Source organism: Sulfuricurvum sp. (genome assembly GCF_022759005.1).
In the GTDB taxonomy this organism is placed as follows: domain Bacteria; phylum Campylobacterota; class Campylobacteria; order Campylobacterales; family Sulfurimonadaceae; genus Sulfuricurvum.
The window spans coordinates 1-17,050 of sequence record NZ_JAEMQA010000043.1 but is presented as its reverse complement, the minus strand read 5'-3'; the positions used below and the strand labels follow the sequence as shown (position 1 = coordinate 17,050).

Sequence of the window (17,050 nt, the reverse complement as noted above, 5' to 3'; positions counted from 1 at the left end):
TTCCACTTTCATAATCTATCTGCTTAAACCACATTCTATACTCGTTAAAATTTTAATCTTACTTTTTGGAATAGATTTTGCTTTTGAAAGCATCATACAAATAAAACCAAAAAAGAGGATTTATCATGGGTTTTAGAATTAACACAAACATTGCGGCGATGAATGCGCATACTAATGCGATGGCAAACAATCGTAATCTTGACAGTTCACTTTCTAAGCTGTCATCGGGTTTACGTATTAACAGTGCGGCAGATGATGCTTCAGGGATGGCGATTGCGGATTCTCTTCGTTCACAAGCTTCGTCACTCGGACAAGCGATCGCAAATGCGAACGATGGGGTAGGTATTATCCAAACAGCTGATAAAGCGATGGATGAGCAACTTAAAATTCTTGATACCATTAAAACCAAAGCGACTCAAGCGGCACAAGATGGTCAAACGTCACAATCTCGTCAAGCACTTCAAAAAGATATTGCACGATTGATGGAGAATTTGAATAACATCGCGTCTCAAACTTCTTTTAACGGACAAAATCTCCTTAATGGTGGATTCACAAACAAAGAGTTCCAAGTTGGTGCATTTTCCAACGAAACCGTTAAAGTTAATATCGGTGCGACCAATTCAAACCAAATCGGGCACATTCGTACAGAAACCGGTAAATCGGTTACTGCTGCGGGTACTGTCAGTTTAAAAATTGATGGTGTGAGTTTTGAGAGTGTCACGGTCAGTACAAGTGCTGGTACCGGTCTTGGACAATTGGCAACTATCATCAATAAAAACCAAGATGCCCTCGGCGTACGTGCAAGTGCAACGGTTGCAAAAGATTTTGGTGCTGTTGCAGCAGGTGATACTATCAGCTTAACAATCAACGGTGTAAAAATCGGTACTATCAGTGGTATATTAGCAAACGACAGCGATGGCCGCTTGGTCAATGCGATCAATGCACAAAAAACACTAACCGGCGTTGAAGCATCAACCGATAAAGATGGGCACTTGATCCTTAAATCCGATGGTCGTGGGGTTAAAATTTCTCGAGGGACAGGACTAATTCTTACTACTCAGTTTTATGGACGGTTGACATTGACCAAACTCAATGCCGGAGATATCCAAGTTGCTGGAACAGGTGCGGGGCTATCATCATCAGCGGTTAAAAACTTACGTTTGACCGATGTTATCGGTAAATTTGATAAAGATACTGCGAGTGCTGCAGGAGCGAATATCGCTGGTGCAACAGCATTGACCGGTCTTGGAACAGGGGTAACTACCCTTAAAGGGGCAATGTTGGTTATGGACATTGCGCAATCGGCACAAAAAATGTTGGATGGTATCCGTTCGGATCTCGGTTCGACTCAAAACCAGTTGATTTCAACCATCAACAATATTTCAGTGACTCAAGTTAACGTTAAAGCGGCTGAATCACAAATCCGTGATGTTGACTTTGCAGCTGAATCAGCGAACTTCTCTAAATTCAATATTCTTGCACAATCAGGAAGCTATGCGATGAGCCAAGCGAATGCGGTGCAACAAAATGTTTTAAAACTTCTTCAATGAGTTAGACAAGGCACTTCAGGATAGGAGTGCCTTCAAGCCTCAATAATTTTTCTACATGTTCTTATTCTTCAACTTGGAATGCTATATGCTTTGAAATAATTTATAATGACAACAATAGAAAGAAAATCATGAATACCTTTGAAAATAATCTCGAAGCTCTCTACACAGTAAATCCAGATTTAGCAGCATCACTCAGAGCAATTAAGACAAATACTATTTATGAAGTATTTACAGACAAAGACCCTGCAAACATCAATTTAATAGATACCAGAAACAATACTCCTCTTTATCAAACTCTTCCAGTTGAAGAAACATTCAAAAAAGTTGAAGAATTAATACCGTATAGACAATACCCCTATCTCTACTTCTTTGGATTAGGGAACGGAGTTATTTATAAATTGTTATTCCAAAATGAAATCCATCGACGAATTGTTGTATTTGAACCTGAAATAGAAATCATTTATATTGTCTTGAATTTAATTGATTTTTCTCATGAGATCATGGAACAAAAACTTGTTCTATTGGAAGCTAATAACATTACGTACAATGCTATGTTTCGATTATTTGATAACGATGCAAAAATATTCGCAAAAGTATATGATCTATTAGTTATCCTTCCTTACTACGAAAAATATTATGAAAAGATCATGGAGATTAACGCCTCAATCGTTCGAGCAATAGAACAACTGGTATACTCTTTTGGCAATGATGTCGAAGATTCTTTGATCGGTATTCAACATTTCATTACAAATTTACCAAGATTAATTCAAACGCCAAAATTACAAGAGTTTCTTCACAAAATTAAAAATACAAAAACAGCCGTTATCGTCTCAACCGGTCCATCTTTGATGAAACAATTGCCTCTTCTAAAAGAAGTTCAAGAATATGTAACCATCATCTGTATCGATGCCAGCTTTCCAATTTTAGCTAAGCATGAGATCAAACCCGATGTTGTTGTCTCATTGGAGCGTGTAGCACTAACTTCTACATTTTATAAAAATACCCCAGATGAGTTTCACAAAGATATTGTCTTTGCAGTCTCAAGTATCGCACATCAAGAATTATTAGAAAGTATTCACGGGGGAACATTGGTTTTAATATCTCGTCCATTTGGATATAAATTTTTCTTTGATTTTGAAGAATGGGGTTATTTGGGAAGAGGAATGAGTGCCGCCAATTTAGCCTATGAAATAGCAGCAATGGCATTATTTAACGAGATCATCTTTATTGGACAAGATCTATCCTATGGTAAAAATGGTAATAGTCATGCAGCAGACCATGTTTTAGGAAAAGATGAAGTTAAAAATGATAAATCAATAGGAGCCATCGAAGCATACGGTGGAGATGGAATGGTTGAAACAACTATGGTGTGGAAATTGTTTTTAAATTTCTTTGAGTTAGATATTGCTGAAGTAAACCAAGCAGGATATTCACGAAGTATCAATGCAACCGAAGGCGGTGCAAGAATTCACGGCACTGAAGAAATCCCATTTAAAGATATCGTAGAGACTCTTGTAGATAAAAAAGAAAAAAAAGAAAAAATTACCCTTTTGCAGCCCGATGCAAAAGAGATTAAATTCAATCAGAAAAAAATCACATCAAAAATAAATCAAGCAAAAAAAGTGGGACTTTCTGTCAAAAAATCAACCGAAAAAGTGTTTTTAGAACTCGCCGCTTTTTTGAACGAAGTCGAAGAGCTCAATAAAGCATCTCAATTAGAAAAAATCAACTATAAAAAGGTAGAAAAATTAATTCATAAAATTGATCTTATCAAAGAAAAAGTAGATCATGATGTATTTAATAAGGTCTTTTTTGATTTAATGCAATCGTATATTCTACATCAAGAGTTAGAGCTAGCAACAGTCCAAGTACGCTATGTTGATAATGAAGAGGGTAGAAAAGCAAAATTGATCGAATGGTTGTATGCACATAAAGGATGGCTATTTAGTGTTGCAGGAATCATCGATGCGGTTTTGGTTGCTATTGAGAGAGGCGAAGAATCCCAATCAAAAGCAGCTTAAACCTTACACTAAATATTTCCAATCAAGGGGTGTCCCTTTTGGGCAATCCGCTGTAAACTTTTTACCTAAAATTTCAGGGAGATATTTAGGAGCCATACCAAAACCGGGACGGACGGAGCGGACATTTCTATCACTAATCACGTCACCCTCTTTGACATCTTCGGCGATGAAGAGACTGCGAGAAAACTCGCGCGATTTTAGACTCTTCGGACTTAACTCGTAGGTCACTTTCCCCAAAAGTTTTTCGGTGTCACGTACCGCATCGACCATCATTTTAAATTCGTGCGGTTCCAAACTAAAAGCACTGTCCGCTCCCCCCATACCGCGACCCAAAATAAAATGTTTCTCGATAACCCGTGCGCCCAACGCAACGGCGGCAACAGGAGCCGCCAAACTCATTGTATGATCGGAGAGTCCCACATTAACTCCAAAACGCTCTTTCATGTTGCTAATCGTAAGGAGATTCATCTCCTCCAACGCGGCAGGATAGGCAGAGGTGCATTTAAGAAGTGTGACGTCGCTATTTCCAACTCGTCTGCACGCTTCCAACGCCTCTTCAATATCGCTTAGGGTCGCGATTCCGGTCGAGATGATGATCGGTTTGCCTTTGGCAGCCGTATACTCGATCAGCGGTATATCGGTAATCTCAAAACTAGCGATTTTATAGGCCGGAACATCGAGATCGCAGAGAAAATCGACGGCACTCACATCAAAAGGGGAGGAAAATGCCACCATCCCCAAACTTTTGGCATGATCGAAAAGAACAGGATGCCATTCCCACGGCGTCATCGCCTCGGCGTAGAGATCGTGAAACTTCCGTTTATCCCACAGCGTCCCCTGTGAAATGGTGAACATCTCGCTGTCACAATCAAGGGTGATCGTATCAGGGGTATACGTTTGGAGTTTCACCGCATCCGCCCCCGCTTCTTTCATAGCATCAATGGTACGCAACGCAGTATCGAGTGAGCCGTTATGATTGGCGGAGAGTTCGGCAATAATAAAGACTTTTTCATCCGTGTTATGGTGGGCAATATTCATTTTTTCAACTCCATTGTGATCATCTTTCTGCCGTTATAATCTGTTTGATTTGTCTCAATAAAATCGAATTTTTCATACAAATGTTTAGCCCGCTCGTTGTCGGCAAACACCGAAGCTATCAGCGTTTTCACACTCAGTGTTGAAAAACCGTACTTGATCACTGTACGCATCAAGTCTTCGCCGACTCCGCGTAATTCAGGGTTCGCATAAATCCCGATTTCGGCAGTGCTCTTCGTAATATCGGTAAAATCGATCACACCGATATAACTATCTTCGCGCTGAACCAAAAAATAGCGTTTATCCACTCTGTTGTTTAGGGATTTGACAAACTGCATATGGTTTTCCATCGAAATCTCATCAGAATGGAGCATCCAACGCCGAATGTCACTATGGTTACGCCACTCTAACACCATCATTAGCAGCTGTGCATCAAGCGTTGTAAAATCGAGCAATTGCACCTGCATCCCACTCCTTTAATACACTATAACCCTCTTGTTGCAAATAGACAACCATATCCTCTTGATTCGGGGCAGTTTGTACGGCGATAAACGGAACCTCCATAAATAGCACCTCATGCACCATGACGCTGGGGGTGATAATCGCCAAACAGCTTTGATGAAGCAGTTGGGCAATCCGTGCAGAATCGATCTCCAAGATAATATTTTTTCGCTCAGATACACAAGTTTTCAATTCGATCAAATGCGGGTTACCCGACGTCGTTACAATACAGATACGCAGATCATCGCTTAGGGTCGAAAGTATTTTCATCGTCGCATTAATCGGATCGGTTCCCCCCATTGCAATAAAAACATCGTATATTTTTTCCCGCTTAATCGATTTTTCAATTTTAAACTCATCGCGTATCAACGTATACTCCCCACCGCATAGGAGTTTACAATATGGTGGAACCAACTCGGCATATCGATTTTTATCGGCAGAGATATTGTGATTAAGAAGAATATCGCAATGGTGTTTTTCATACGTGTCGTCTAAACTCATGATGATAACGCTGGTTTGCTCTTTGATGTGCTGCTCGTAGTCCGCATCAATATCATAATGGTCGAATATTACCATATCGATATTTTGCGCATGGATAAGTTCTATGAGCTCTGATGAATCATTGGATTTAAGGATATGAACGGGATAAGGGATTTTATCTATAACATTACCTGCTAAATCTTGACAGGCAAAGGCGATAGTATCGTTGGGATATTGCGTTGCTAAAACAAGATCGCGCATAATATGTCCCACTCCTATTTGGCTTGAGCTGTCTGAACGAATGAGAATATTCATGAGAGTTGAAGCGCTTTATGCATCAACTGGGCTCTTTCCCAATCTTCGGGCGTATCGATGTCCTGCACGAGATGACGCGGTAAGACAATGGTGATCGCTGCATCGGAGAAAATAGGTTTTCCCTCCAGCCACGCATCCGCTGTTCCCCAGTAAAATTGTCCTGCATCATGATAAGCTTCTTCTAGATCTTGGCTGCGTGTTGAAAAGTGCTCAGGCCAAAACATTTCGATATTTCCCTCTTCGTCGCGTTTGACACCGCGCCATATGGGAAATGGGAAGGTTGTCACGGGGAAAGCATACTGTTTGTTATGCGCGATAAGTGCATTATAGGCCGATATAATGTCTTGGGTTCGGATAAATGGCGCAGTGGCATAGATACAGCATACAGTATCGATGAGTTCACCGCTTTCTTGCAGTGCTCGGATGGCATGCGCAATGACGGGGATGGTAGCGGTGTGATCATCACTAAGTTCACGAGGTCGAATAAACGGAACCTCAGCACCAAAACTGACAGCAATTTGCGCAATATCATCATCATCCGTACTTACAACGATTTTATCAAATAATCCGCACTCTTGTGCCGCTTTAATGCTGTGAGCAATGATCGGAAGTCCGGCAAACGTTTTAATATTTTTTCGAGGGATCCGTTTGCTTCCGCCTCGGGCGGGGATAATGGCGATGCGCATGAATGCTCCTTTAAAAACTGCAACCCCGATAGGCGTATTTTTCCATCACGTCAAGAACGGTATCGGCGACAATCCGTGCATTCTCCATACTCATCTTTTGATGGCAGGGGATGGAGAGCTCACTTTTGTAAAAGTGTTCCGTATTCGCCAATCGCTGTTCGCCAAAACGCTCTTTATAAAAACTGTTTTGATAAATCGGCTTATAGTGAACCTGCACTCCGAGTCCGCGGGATTGCAGTTCGGCGAAAATATCCTCTTTGGCACAATGCAGAGCGGGACTCAACAACAGAGGATAGAGGTGTCGTGCACTCTGTTCACCCGAATCGATAGTAATCGTCGTAAATAGCTTATGCCCTGCAAAACGCTCATCGTAATAACGGGCGATTTTATTGCGCGTTGACAAAAAATGATCCAGCTTATGGAGTTGTGAAAGTCCCAATGCGGCGGCAAACTCGGTGAGGCGGAAATTATGCCCCAAACTCACCATATCGGAATTCCAAAGCTGCTTTTTGATGATGCCGTGTGAGCGGAAGAGTTTGAGTTTTTGGGCAAACGCTTCATCATTCGTGACGACCGCACCCCCCTCTCCCGTCGTGATCGGCTTGATCGCATGGAAACTAAAAACAGTCATATCCGCAAGTGAGCCGATTTTTTGATTGCCGATACCACTCCCCAACGCATGAGATGCATCTTCGATGACGAGAAGATTGTGATCTTTGGCAATCGCGTTGATCGCCTCCATCGCTACCGGTTTTCCGGCGAAATCAACGGGGACGAGTGCGCGGGTTTGGGGAGTGATGAGCGATTCGATCAACGATTCGTCGATATTGCCGTCCATTTTTATGTCGCAAAAAACGGGTTTTGCCCCAAGCGCAATCGCCATATTGGAGGTTGCGACAAAACTGATCGGAGTGGTAATGATTTCATCGTTTTCTTTGAGTTCTACAACAGCATATGCGCCTAATAAAGCGGATGTTGCCGAATTAAAAGTGACACAGTATCGTGCTCCGACATAACGGGCAATTGCTTCTTCAAATTCTTCGACCTTGGCTCCCTGGGTAAGATGAGAGCTTTTTAGGATCTCTACAACGGCGGCAATATCATCCTCTTCAATCAGCTGGGTGGAGTAAGGGATCATCTTTATTTTTCCTCATCCTGAGTGAGGGAAATTTTTTCCATTAGCTCTTCAGGGCTGAGCCATTGGGTATTTGTTTCGGAACTGTATTTAAAACCGTATTCGACTGGTGTGCCAATCTCACCGCAATTGTTTTTCGAGAAATCGGTCGCTTCGGTAAACTGAATCGCCGGTTTGATCACGTAATGGTCGTGAAACTCCAATGTCAAATGGGAATCATCTCGTGGACACATCACCTCATGCATCTTCTCACCCGGACGGATGCCGACATTTTTATGAGGAAGATGCGGAGCGATAGCGGTGGCGACATCGACCACTTTCATCGAGGGAATTTTTGGGATAAAGATCTCTCCTCCGTGCATACGCTCGAAGTTTTTCAAGACAAAATCAACCCCCTCTTGGAGAGTGATCCAAAAGCGGGTCATCCGTTCATCGGTAATCGGCAGCTCCGTTGCCCCCTCAGAAATAAGTTTCTGAAAAAATGGGACAACGGAACCTCTTGAACCCAAAACATTCCCGTAACGAACAACGGCAAAGCGAATATCTTTTCCCCCTCGAATATTGTTCGCCGCAACGAAGAGTTTATCACTGGCGAGCTTGGTAGCACCGTAAAGATTGATAGGACTGGCGGCTTTATCGGTAGAGAGGGCAATTACACGGCTAACACCGCAATGGAGCGCAGCATCGATGACGTTTTGCGCCCCGTTGATATTGGTTTTGATACACTCCATCGGATTGTACTCGGCGATAGGAACATGTTTGAGCGCTGCAGCGTGTACTACGTAGTCAACCCCGTTCATCGCACTCTCAAGTCGCGAAAGGTCACGGACATCTCCGATAAAATAACGCATACACGGATCGTTAAACCGCTGCGCCATTTCGTATTGTTTGAGTTCGTCACGGGAATAAATGATAACTTTGTTCGGCTTGTAGCGTTTTAAGATCGTTCTAACGTATTGTTTGCCGAAACTTCCGGTTCCGCCGGTAATAAGAATATTCTTTCCGTTGAGCATTGCATGTCCTATCAACTGTAGATGATAGAATTAAGCAAAATCAGTACCAATTACTTAATTAGCTGTACCGTTAACCGCCATAGTAATTTGTTGTTTCAATGAACTAAACTGATTTGTCAGTTGCGTCATAATCGAATCGTATTGAACAAAGCGTGCTGTCATAGCATCATAACGTGCTGTTAATAAATCTTGGGCTCTCGTTTTATTCGTATTGAGCATTTTTAAAGCATCATCCGATCCTGTAATCATACTCTTCATAATACCAGTAGATTTTGTATATCCATCAAGCGTTGTATTTAATGTTGTAAAAAGACCCTCAATTTCTATATCATTTCCATTAGCATCGACGGTCCTACTCCCACTCAAAAATGCCTCTGCTGCAGCTGGGTCAGAATTAAACTTCGTCGTAAAAACACTCGAATTAAAACTCATTACTCCTGATTCATTCAAATCAATCCCAAACTGCGGCAAAGAAAATCCATTATTGCTTATAGAAGTAATAATTTGATTTATTTCACGCGTTATTGAATTAACCGAATTGTCTCCGTTAAAAATGCCTACTGTTCCTGCCGCCGTATCAGAAGTCGTCATACTAGTAATTTGCGATGTAAGAGAATTGTAACTCTGCACAAATGTATTGAGCTCATCACTAATTGCTGCTGTGTCTTGAGCTATAGAAATATTAGCTGTACTACTGCTATCTTGATTTTGCAAAAGGTTCAATGTCATACCTGGAGTAATGTCGGTGATAGTATTAGTGCTACGTGTCATTGTAATGCCATTATATTTGAATGAAGCATCTCGTGCTGCTTGAATACTCTCCATTCCAACCGGATTCGTTGTGGCATCATATGCAAGCAATTTACTATCCAATGCTCCTCCAGTCGAGTCACTTAACGTTATCGCCTGTGCCGACCCAGTCTGTTTTGATGTTAACACAAGACGATAATCATTTGTACCAACTTGTAAAGTAGAAGCTTTTATACTCCCTCCACTGATATTATTGATAGATTCTTTCAATGAGTCTAATGTTGTAGATGCCGTGTAATCTATATTGTACGTTAATCCACCTACTGTCAAGTTAATTGTCCCCGAACCACTTGCGATAGTGCTTCCCGTCGAACTAAAACTTCCAGATTCTTTAACATCGTTAAGCGCCATTTGAACATTTGATATAGAGAAAGATTGAACAGCAACCCCAGCATCTGCCGCAACACTTACGGCGCTGGTGTTCCCTGAAACACTACGCCGTTGATACAACGAGCTATCACCTAAGGCGTTTGCACTACTTTTAAAATTTGTTAATAGACTACTTAAGAGATTTAAGGCCGTACCTTTTTGCTGTTGCAAACTAATTTTTTTATCAATAGGTGTAACCATAGCAGCAGTATCGGCAGCTTTAAGTTTATCAATTACATCGGATGTCAATACTCCTGACCCCGCACCAAGTGAACTGATTGCCATGACAGATCCTTTTGCTTTATCTTACAAACCATATCGACCAAAACGGTCAACTATTTAGTGCGTACCCCTAAGCAAAAAGAGTTCCTGCACCTATTTTTTCGTTATTCCAAATCGCTGGGAACGGATCGTCAGTTCGGTCACACAAATCCCATCGCGCATATCCAATAAATTTTGAACCACTTGGGCGATGTCTGAGGTGAGCAGTTTGGTATCATTTTCTTGCCCAACACCAAATCGAAACTCCTCAAAAAACGGCGTTTCGGTCATATCGGGGTTGATCGTGACCACTTTAACCCCACTGTTACGCGTCTCTTCAAACAGGGTCAACCCAAACGCTCTTAGCCCCGCTTTGGTTGCGCTGTAAAGGGCGGAAAATTTGGAGTGTCGGGTCGCTTCGATTGAGGTGATGTTTATGATCATCCCTTTGGACTTTTTGAGCGGGCGAAGTAACGCGTTTGCTAGTAAAATCGGAGCGCTCAGATTGAGTGCAATCATATCGGTAATTATTTTCGTACTCAATTCCTCATGGGGCTCGAATCGCCCAAATCCCGCAGCGTTCACGAGAATTTCGAGATCATCGATCTCAGAAAACTGTTTTTGCAGACTGTCGATTGAGCCAAAATCGCTCAAATCGCACGCCAAATGTTCAAACGAAGGGTGAGTTATCTCCCCTCTGCGCCGACTCAGACCGACCACCCTGTATCCGTTTTGCAACAATACTTGGGCGATTGCTTCTCCGATTCCGCTGCTACTCCCGCTTACAACTGCCGTTGCCATGTTCGAATCCTCTCTTGTGGTAGATACACTAAAGCCTTTGACAAAAGCGTCTCTAAAATAGTGTTTTCGATGCGCTCTGGGTAAGTTACCATCTCATCGCGTACCGCATAAGGATAGAAAGCAACATCACTTCGACGCAATTTCTTCAAAGCACGCAAATGGTTCTGAGACATTCGAAAACTTCCCAGCGTGAGATGCTCGATCGCATTGGGATCAATCGTCTCAAATATCTGATCAATAAGCTTCGGATAAAGGCTGTCAAAGTGTTCGGTATAAATCACCGGATCGACACAAAGACGTACTTTCCACCCTAATGCGATCGCTTCTTCCACCGCACTCAGCCGCTTTTCGAAACTCGGGGTAGCGTGTTCGTAAACATCAATGATCTCCTGCGGTGAAAGGGTCCATGCCAAGGTTACTCTCGGATTGGGGGCAATCGATTTGAGTGATTTGATATTGGCACTTTTGGTACGGATTTCGAGATGAAGGTGTTTATGATCTTCGGCAAACGCAAGCCACTCGCGTGTTTGGTGTGTTAGCGATTCGATGGCCAGCGTATCGGTATCGTATGAGGTCGCCACCAGTGTATCTTCCCCTAAATAAGGGAGGAGCTGCACGAACGCTTCTTCGAGATTGACAAATAACACCGTGTTAGCGGAGGGGTACAGCCCCTGCAAATAGCAATAATCGCAATCGTACAAACACCCCATCACACTCGAAGCGTAAAAAAACTGTTTATGATCAAACCCGTCGCTGTACTGTGACCCCTCATGCAAAAATTTCCCCTCTTTTCGGGCAAGGATCAGTTTTTTGGATCGGCTTTGTGCCGCAAAGCTTTGAGAGGGGCGATTAAACACCTCTTTGTAGTGATCGATCACGATCACCTGCGATTCACCGAATTTGGCACGGATCATCTGCGTCTGCGGATGATCCAAAACACTCCGTTCGATATAAAGGTGCGAAAAGAGCTTAGGCGGTGAGGTGTGCGATGAGTTCTTCAAGCGCTCGCTTCCTTTCACGTTTGGAATCGGGAATATCCGGATAAGCCGGCAACGGCATTGTCGGATGTTTGAGCCGAAAATAGTTCAAGGCATCGTCGAGTGCAGAACCTTGTGCCTTTGTAAAATACGATTTCAGCCTCTCAACCTCTTTGTATTCATCCTCCGTATATAACGTATCGGGACTCTGCACGTGCTCCAAAGCACTGCATACCTCATCCAACGCATCCAGATTCGATCGGATGAGTTCAACTACCCCCTCTTTGCTCACCGTTTCAGGGGCGAAGTGATCTGAGACGATTTTGACAAATGCCATTTGGTGCAGTTTGAAAAATCGTGATGCAGCCTGAAAAATCGCACTACTCTCCATATCGACGGGGGCATCATGCAATGCAGATTGTGCTTCATCGACACAAGTGAGGGGACTTTCGCGTAGCGAATGGGTATAGAGAATATCGGGGTAGTACCGCCGAGTTTCATCCTGTATTTGATGGATCAGCAGCGCTTCTCCTATCTCATACGCAGCAGGTGCACCGCAAATCCCGATATTGATCAAAATATCCGTATTTTTTGGAATCTTCCACCCCAGCAAGGCACTCACCGCCATCAGCGCATTGCTCTTGCCCATACCGCTCACCAGCAGTATTATCCGCTCATTGGTGTAGAGGGTATAGGGGAGCGCACTATCGCGTTTGAGCTGATAATAATCGACCAAAGCTCTCGCTTCGGCATCGAGTGCAGCAATAATGTATATCATTTTTAAATTGTATCAAAATGCGGTTGATAATCTTCCGCAATATTGCGGAAAGCTTTAGGGGGTTGTAAGGGACAAACCTGTCCCTGCCATCCAAATGGGCTTTGCTCATTTGGATGTGTAACTATAGATGACATCTTGCATTTATAGGTTTAAACGGCTATAATTCGACCAACTCTTCTAGACCTGTGCAAGGGTGTGGACGGACAACGTGTCAGGGTAGGAATACAGCAGCACACCCGTTCATGTTTTGTGCCGCAGGTATCTGGGAGAGCCACTTCTAACCTCTTTTTACTTTATCTCCAAATTTTTTCATAAACTTTTCAATCTTCGGTGCAATCACCGCATAACAGTATCCTTGGGTTGGATGTTCAGAATAATAATTTTGATGATACGCTTCGGCAGGAAAAAACTCGGGAGCGGGCGAGAGTTCGGTAACGATCGGATCGTTCCATTGCTTTTGTGCTTCGGCAATAGAGTGCTGTGCTTTTTCTTTTTGAACCTCATCCCTATAATAGATAACAGAACGGTATTGTGTTCCCCGATCGGCTCCTTGGGCATTCAATGTTGTCGGATTATGAATCTCCCAAAAAATCTGTAAAATCTCTTCATACGAGATGATTGCGGGATCATAGGTAATCTCCACCACCTCCGCGTGCCCTGTAGCACCGCTGCACACCTGCTCGTAACTGGGATTTTTACGTGCACCTCCCGCATAGCCGCTGATAACACTCTCTACTCCGATTACACGGCAATAGATTGCTTCAATACACCAAAAACATCCGCCGCCCAACAATGCTTTTTCCATCGTAACCATCCCTTTTTGAAAGCGATTATCTCCCCCTTCCACTGTTAGAGTCTTGAAGCCTAACGATTGCCCTGCTTCTTTAAGTTACCATTCCGTAACGATTCGCCGTTACACTACCGTTTATAAACCAAACAAAGGAGACCAAAATGGAAAAAATGACACCGCTTGAAAAAATGTTGGTTAAAAAACTTCGTCGATCCAAACGCGCCAGCTGGATGGTTGATTAATATCTTAAGATAGTGCTCACAGTGAGCCGTCTCGCGTTCACCCTTCTGCTTCATCACCTTTTTTTTGCTCCCTATTCAGCCGAATTTCAAAACACGCCCCTTTGAGAGTATTATAGACGCTCAATTTCCCTAAAAAGTGCTTTTCAATAATCGTTTTGGCCATATACAACCCGATTCCTGTCCCTTGAGACTCAAATTTGGTCGTAAAATAGGGATCGAAAATTTTATCAACTATCGATGGGTCAATTCCACCGCCCGTATCTTCGATACCAATCGTACAATAACGTTCATCCGTACCGCAGCGAATCTCAATCCACCTCTCAACTCCTCGATGCTGTTCGATCGCTTCACGGGCATTATTGACCAGATTGATTAGAACCTGTTTAAGCTCATTAGGGTAGACCAACACCTCAATACTGGGGTCAATATTACGCTTGACGATAATTTTTTTACGCGAGAGCAAAGGTCCCAAAAGCGCCTCGACTTCACTAACCAATGCATCGATATTGACGAGAATCTGACTCCGATCCTGTTTGAAAAAATTACGAAAATCATCAATCGTTTGGGACATATACTCGATTTGCGCTTCGGCGATTTCAATCGCCCTGCCCAATTCGCTTTTTCTGTCTATCGCAGAACTTAAACTCAAGCGTGTCATCGATAGTCCCAAAATATTGAGCGGTTGTCGCCATTGATGAGCAATCGATTCAAGCATTGAACCGATCTCCGCCATTTTAGCTTGCTGCATCAACAACTTCTCTTGCTTACGATTGTTTTCAACCGCTTTTTCGATCTCCTCTTGAAGCCGTTGATTGAGTGTCTCCAATTCAGCAGTTCGCTGACGCACCAAGACATCGAGCCGGCGATTTTTATAGGCGATTAGTCCGAATAAAAAAACCAAAAATCCTGCTCCACCCCATATCAAGCGGTAATCAAGCGGTTTTTCGTTTTGATACCCAAGCCACCGCCCATAGATCTCTTCGTACTCTGCAGGGGTGATCGATGCGAGTACTTTATCGGTAATTGATCCCATAATCTCCCAATCTTTACGAAAGGCAAAAGCAATATCGTAGCGAAACGGTGTCTCTCCCACCACTTTGACATTTTTTAAATTGTATCGCTCAATCAAGTAACTGACAACACCAAGACCCTCTATACATCCATACACTTCACCCGAAGCAACTTTTTGGAGTGCTTCAAGTGACGTATCGGTCAAAACAGGGATGATATTCGGATAGTTTGTTCGTAAAAACTCTTCGCTCGCATACGATCGAACAATCGCGATTTTTTTTCCGCGCAAATCGCTTATGTCATTGACGTATCCGACCCGTGAATTGGTGACGATAACCATCGATTGTTTCGCATAAGGGCGGCTAAATACCATCTGATCGCGCCGCTGCTCTGTGATAGCCGCAGCAGAAAGCATATCAAGATCTTTCGTCTTCAATGCCCGCAGTGAATCACTCCAAAGCTTTCGGCTGTAATCCACTTCAAAACGGATACCGAGCCGTTTTTCAAGCAGATGCAGATACGATGCGCTGATCCCGGTATGTCTACCTTGCTCATCTACCGATTCAATCGGTGCCCAGTTATGATCAATTCCGACACGAACTACCGGATGGGCTGCAAGCCACCCCTTTTCCTCATCGCTGAGTTGTAATCGGTTATGTTTGTAGATCAGAGGTTCAAACGAAGGGACAGATTTGACAATGCCCATGAGTCGATACCCTTGCGCTATCAACTCAAGACGGTTCACATCTATCGATCCAAAAGGTTTATTGGGCTGCAAAGCCAGTTCTTTGAGCACTTTTCCCTCATAGATAAGAGCTTCGAGTGATTTATGCTGAGGGTTATAATGTTGATAAATCAGTGCTGCCGTCTCTTCGATATGATCAAATGCCCAAAACCATCCTCGTATCGATGCGTTATAAAATGCTTCAACCCGTTCGGGATGGGCCATAATCTCTTCTTGAGTCGTAAAAAGAAAATCACTGTAATAATCAAACCCGTACTCTTTTGGATTGATAGTATGCGGCTCAATACCCATATTTTTTAAAGCAAACGGCTCATTCGAAACATATGCAACCATAGCATCCGTTTCATTTCGAGCGAGTGAAGCGGTGTCGTACGAATGTGACTGCACTTTCAAATCTTTCGTACTTAAGCCGACACTGCGAAGCATCGCTTGAATTTCTGCCCATTGAAGCATGTCATCAGTAAGCATAACACGTTTGTTTTTTAGATCTTTTGCACCATTGATATTGGCATCTTTGCGCGTTAACAGTACCATCGGAGAGGATTGATAGATAGCCGCCATCAAAACGATCGGAGCACCGTTTATGTAATTGACGATCAGTGAGGAGTGACCGACCCCGTATTGGGCTTTTTTTTCCATCACACTTTTATAGGATGCCTCTTTTTTATCCGCATCTAAAATAGTGACGTCCAACCCCTCTTGAGAGTAGTAACCTTTCTCTTTGGCAACATAGTATCCCGCAAATTGGAACTGATGCATCCATGGTAACTGCAACGTCACCCTCTCTGAAGCCGATAAAGACACTGTCCAAATGAGTAAAAATAAAAAAAGTTTTTTCATGTTTAATAGTGTATCCAAAGAATTATATTTTGCTACTTATAAGCGCTTATGCTCCTTTTGGATAAAATCGCACTTATAATTACGATGAACAAGGTTTATTATGTCGGTCAAACAAGCACTTCTTGAGACACTCTCCCGCCGTCCACTCATTATCGACGGAGCTATGGGTACACAACTTCAAGAGCGTGCTGAGCGCATCCCGACCGAAGCATGGGAAGGGTTGGAGGGGTGTAATGAGCTCCTCAACGTCACGTGTCCTGAGGTGATGAGTGATATCTTTCACGCCTACCTCACGGCGGGTGCCGATCTCATTACCACCAATACCTTCGGCTCGTTTAGCTGGGTACTCGATGAATACGGGATCGGACATCGCGCCTATGAACTCTCCCGCGCGGGTGCCGCTGTCTGTAAAACTGAGTGCGATAAATTCACAACCGCAGAGCATCCTCGATACGTTTTGGGTTCCATCGGACCGGGGACGAAACTCCCCTCTCTCGGACATATCCATTATGACGAAATGTATGCGGGATATTTGGAGTGTTGCTTAGGTCTCATCGACGGTGGATGCGATATTTTCCTTTTGGAAACGTGCCAAGACCCGCTCCAAATCAAAGCCGCGCTCCATGCCTGCGAAGCAGCCAACACTGAACGCGGAACCAAACTCCCCATCATGGTCTCCGTCACCATCGA

Annotated in this window: 15 protein-coding genes and 1 other RNA gene; 4 read left to right on the top strand and 12 right to left on the bottom strand. The window is 43.3% G+C overall.

Features of this window, described 5'->3' with window-relative positions:
* The first annotated feature begins 125 nt into the window (after positions 1 to 125).
* On the top strand, positions 126 to 1,550 hold the full coding sequence (locus JHC35_RS02550) for a flagellin B (RefSeq protein ID WP_295041820.1): 1,425 nt from the start codon (positions 126 to 128) through the stop codon (positions 1,548 to 1,550).
* A 128-nt stretch (positions 1,551 to 1,678) separates the two neighbouring features.
* Positions 1,679 to 3,571 carry a motility associated factor glycosyltransferase family protein gene (locus JHC35_RS02545; RefSeq protein WP_295041819.1) on the top strand — a complete coding sequence of 631 codons (1,893 nt, stop codon included), beginning with the start codon at positions 1,679 to 1,681 and terminating at the stop codon, positions 3,569 to 3,571.
* A gap of 3 nt (positions 3,572 to 3,574) precedes the next feature.
* Here the strand turns inward: JHC35_RS02545 and pseI are convergent, their stop codons facing one another.
* The 10 genes from pseI to JHC35_RS02495 all read right to left on the bottom strand — a co-directional run bounded on the left by pseI (position 3,575) and on the right by JHC35_RS02495 (position 12,732).
* Positions 3,575 to 4,609: a pseudaminic acid synthase gene (gene pseI / locus JHC35_RS02540; protein WP_295041818.1), complete on the bottom strand. Its 1,035-nt coding sequence runs from the start codon at positions 4,607 to 4,609 to the stop codon at positions 3,575 to 3,577.
* On the bottom strand, positions 4,606 to 5,073 hold the full coding sequence (gene pseH, locus JHC35_RS02535) for a UDP-4-amino-4,6-dideoxy-N-acetyl-beta-L-altrosamine N-acetyltransferase (RefSeq protein WP_295041817.1): 468 nt from the start codon (positions 5,071 to 5,073) through the stop codon (positions 4,606 to 4,608). Before pseH ends, pseI begins: the two co-directional genes overlap by 4 nt.
* Positions 5,039 to 5,902, bottom strand: coding sequence for a UDP-2,4-diacetamido-2,4,6-trideoxy-beta-L-altropyranose hydrolase (gene pseG, locus JHC35_RS02530; RefSeq protein WP_295041816.1), 864 nt, complete (start codon positions 5,900 to 5,902; stop codon positions 5,039 to 5,041). Before pseG ends, pseH begins: the two co-directional genes overlap by 35 nt.
* On the bottom strand, positions 5,899 to 6,588 hold the full coding sequence (gene pseF / locus JHC35_RS02525) for a pseudaminic acid cytidylyltransferase (protein WP_295041815.1): 690 nt from the start codon (positions 6,586 to 6,588) through the stop codon (positions 5,899 to 5,901). The genes pseG and pseF overlap by 4 nt, the downstream gene beginning before the upstream one ends.
* A gap of 10 nt (positions 6,589 to 6,598) precedes the next feature.
* Positions 6,599 to 7,726, bottom strand: coding sequence for a UDP-4-amino-4,6-dideoxy-N-acetyl-beta-L-altrosamine transaminase (gene pseC / locus JHC35_RS02520; RefSeq protein WP_295041814.1), 1,128 nt, complete (start codon positions 7,724 to 7,726; stop codon positions 6,599 to 6,601).
* A 2-nt stretch (positions 7,727 to 7,728) separates the two neighbouring features.
* Positions 7,729 to 8,736 carry a UDP-N-acetylglucosamine 4,6-dehydratase (inverting) gene (gene pseB, locus JHC35_RS02515; RefSeq protein ID WP_295041813.1) on the bottom strand — a complete coding sequence of 336 codons (1,008 nt, stop codon included), beginning with the start codon at positions 8,734 to 8,736 and terminating at the stop codon, positions 7,729 to 7,731.
* A 54-nt stretch (positions 8,737 to 8,790) separates the two neighbouring features.
* Positions 8,791 to 10,200, bottom strand: a complete 1,410-nt coding sequence (fliD, locus tag JHC35_RS02510; RefSeq protein ID WP_295041812.1) for a flagellar filament capping protein FliD — start codon at positions 10,198 to 10,200, stop codon at positions 8,791 to 8,793.
* 90 nt (positions 10,201 to 10,290) lie between these two features.
* Positions 10,291 to 10,977, bottom strand: a complete 687-nt coding sequence (locus JHC35_RS02505) for an SDR family NAD(P)-dependent oxidoreductase (RefSeq protein ID WP_295041811.1) — start codon at positions 10,975 to 10,977, stop codon at positions 10,291 to 10,293.
* The gene (locus JHC35_RS02500; protein WP_295041810.1) at positions 10,959 to 11,978 is read right to left on the bottom strand and encodes a spore photoproduct lyase family protein; all 1,020 of its coding nucleotides are present in this window, start codon (positions 11,976 to 11,978) and stop codon (positions 10,959 to 10,961) included. Before JHC35_RS02500 ends, JHC35_RS02505 begins: the two co-directional genes overlap by 19 nt.
* Positions 11,947 to 12,732: a hypothetical protein gene (locus JHC35_RS02495; RefSeq protein WP_295041809.1), complete on the bottom strand. Its 786-nt coding sequence runs from the start codon at positions 12,730 to 12,732 to the stop codon at positions 11,947 to 11,949. Before JHC35_RS02495 ends, JHC35_RS02500 begins: the two co-directional genes overlap by 32 nt.
* 174 nt (positions 12,733 to 12,906) lie before the next feature.
* Between JHC35_RS02495 and ffs the strand changes: the two genes are divergently transcribed.
* Positions 12,907 to 13,004: signal recognition particle sRNA small type (gene ffs / locus JHC35_RS02490), an RNA gene on the top strand.
* Positions 13,005 to 13,009: 5 nt separating this feature from the next.
* On the opposite strand, the gene msrA is transcribed toward ffs, so the two are convergent.
* Positions 13,010 to 13,537, bottom strand: coding sequence for a peptide-methionine (S)-S-oxide reductase MsrA (gene msrA / locus JHC35_RS02485; protein WP_295041808.1), 528 nt, complete (start codon positions 13,535 to 13,537; stop codon positions 13,010 to 13,012).
* Between the two features lie 264 nt (positions 13,538 to 13,801).
* Entirely contained in the window at positions 13,802 to 16,360 is a 2,559-nt protein-coding gene (locus tag JHC35_RS02480; RefSeq protein ID WP_295041807.1) for an ABC transporter substrate-binding protein, read from the bottom strand.
* Positions 16,361 to 16,460: 100 nt separating this feature from the next.
* On the opposite strand from JHC35_RS02480, the gene JHC35_RS02475 reads away from it, so the two are divergent.
* On the top strand, positions 16,461 to 17,050 hold a 590-nt coding region (locus tag JHC35_RS02475; RefSeq protein WP_295041806.1), incomplete at its 3' end, for a homocysteine S-methyltransferase family protein.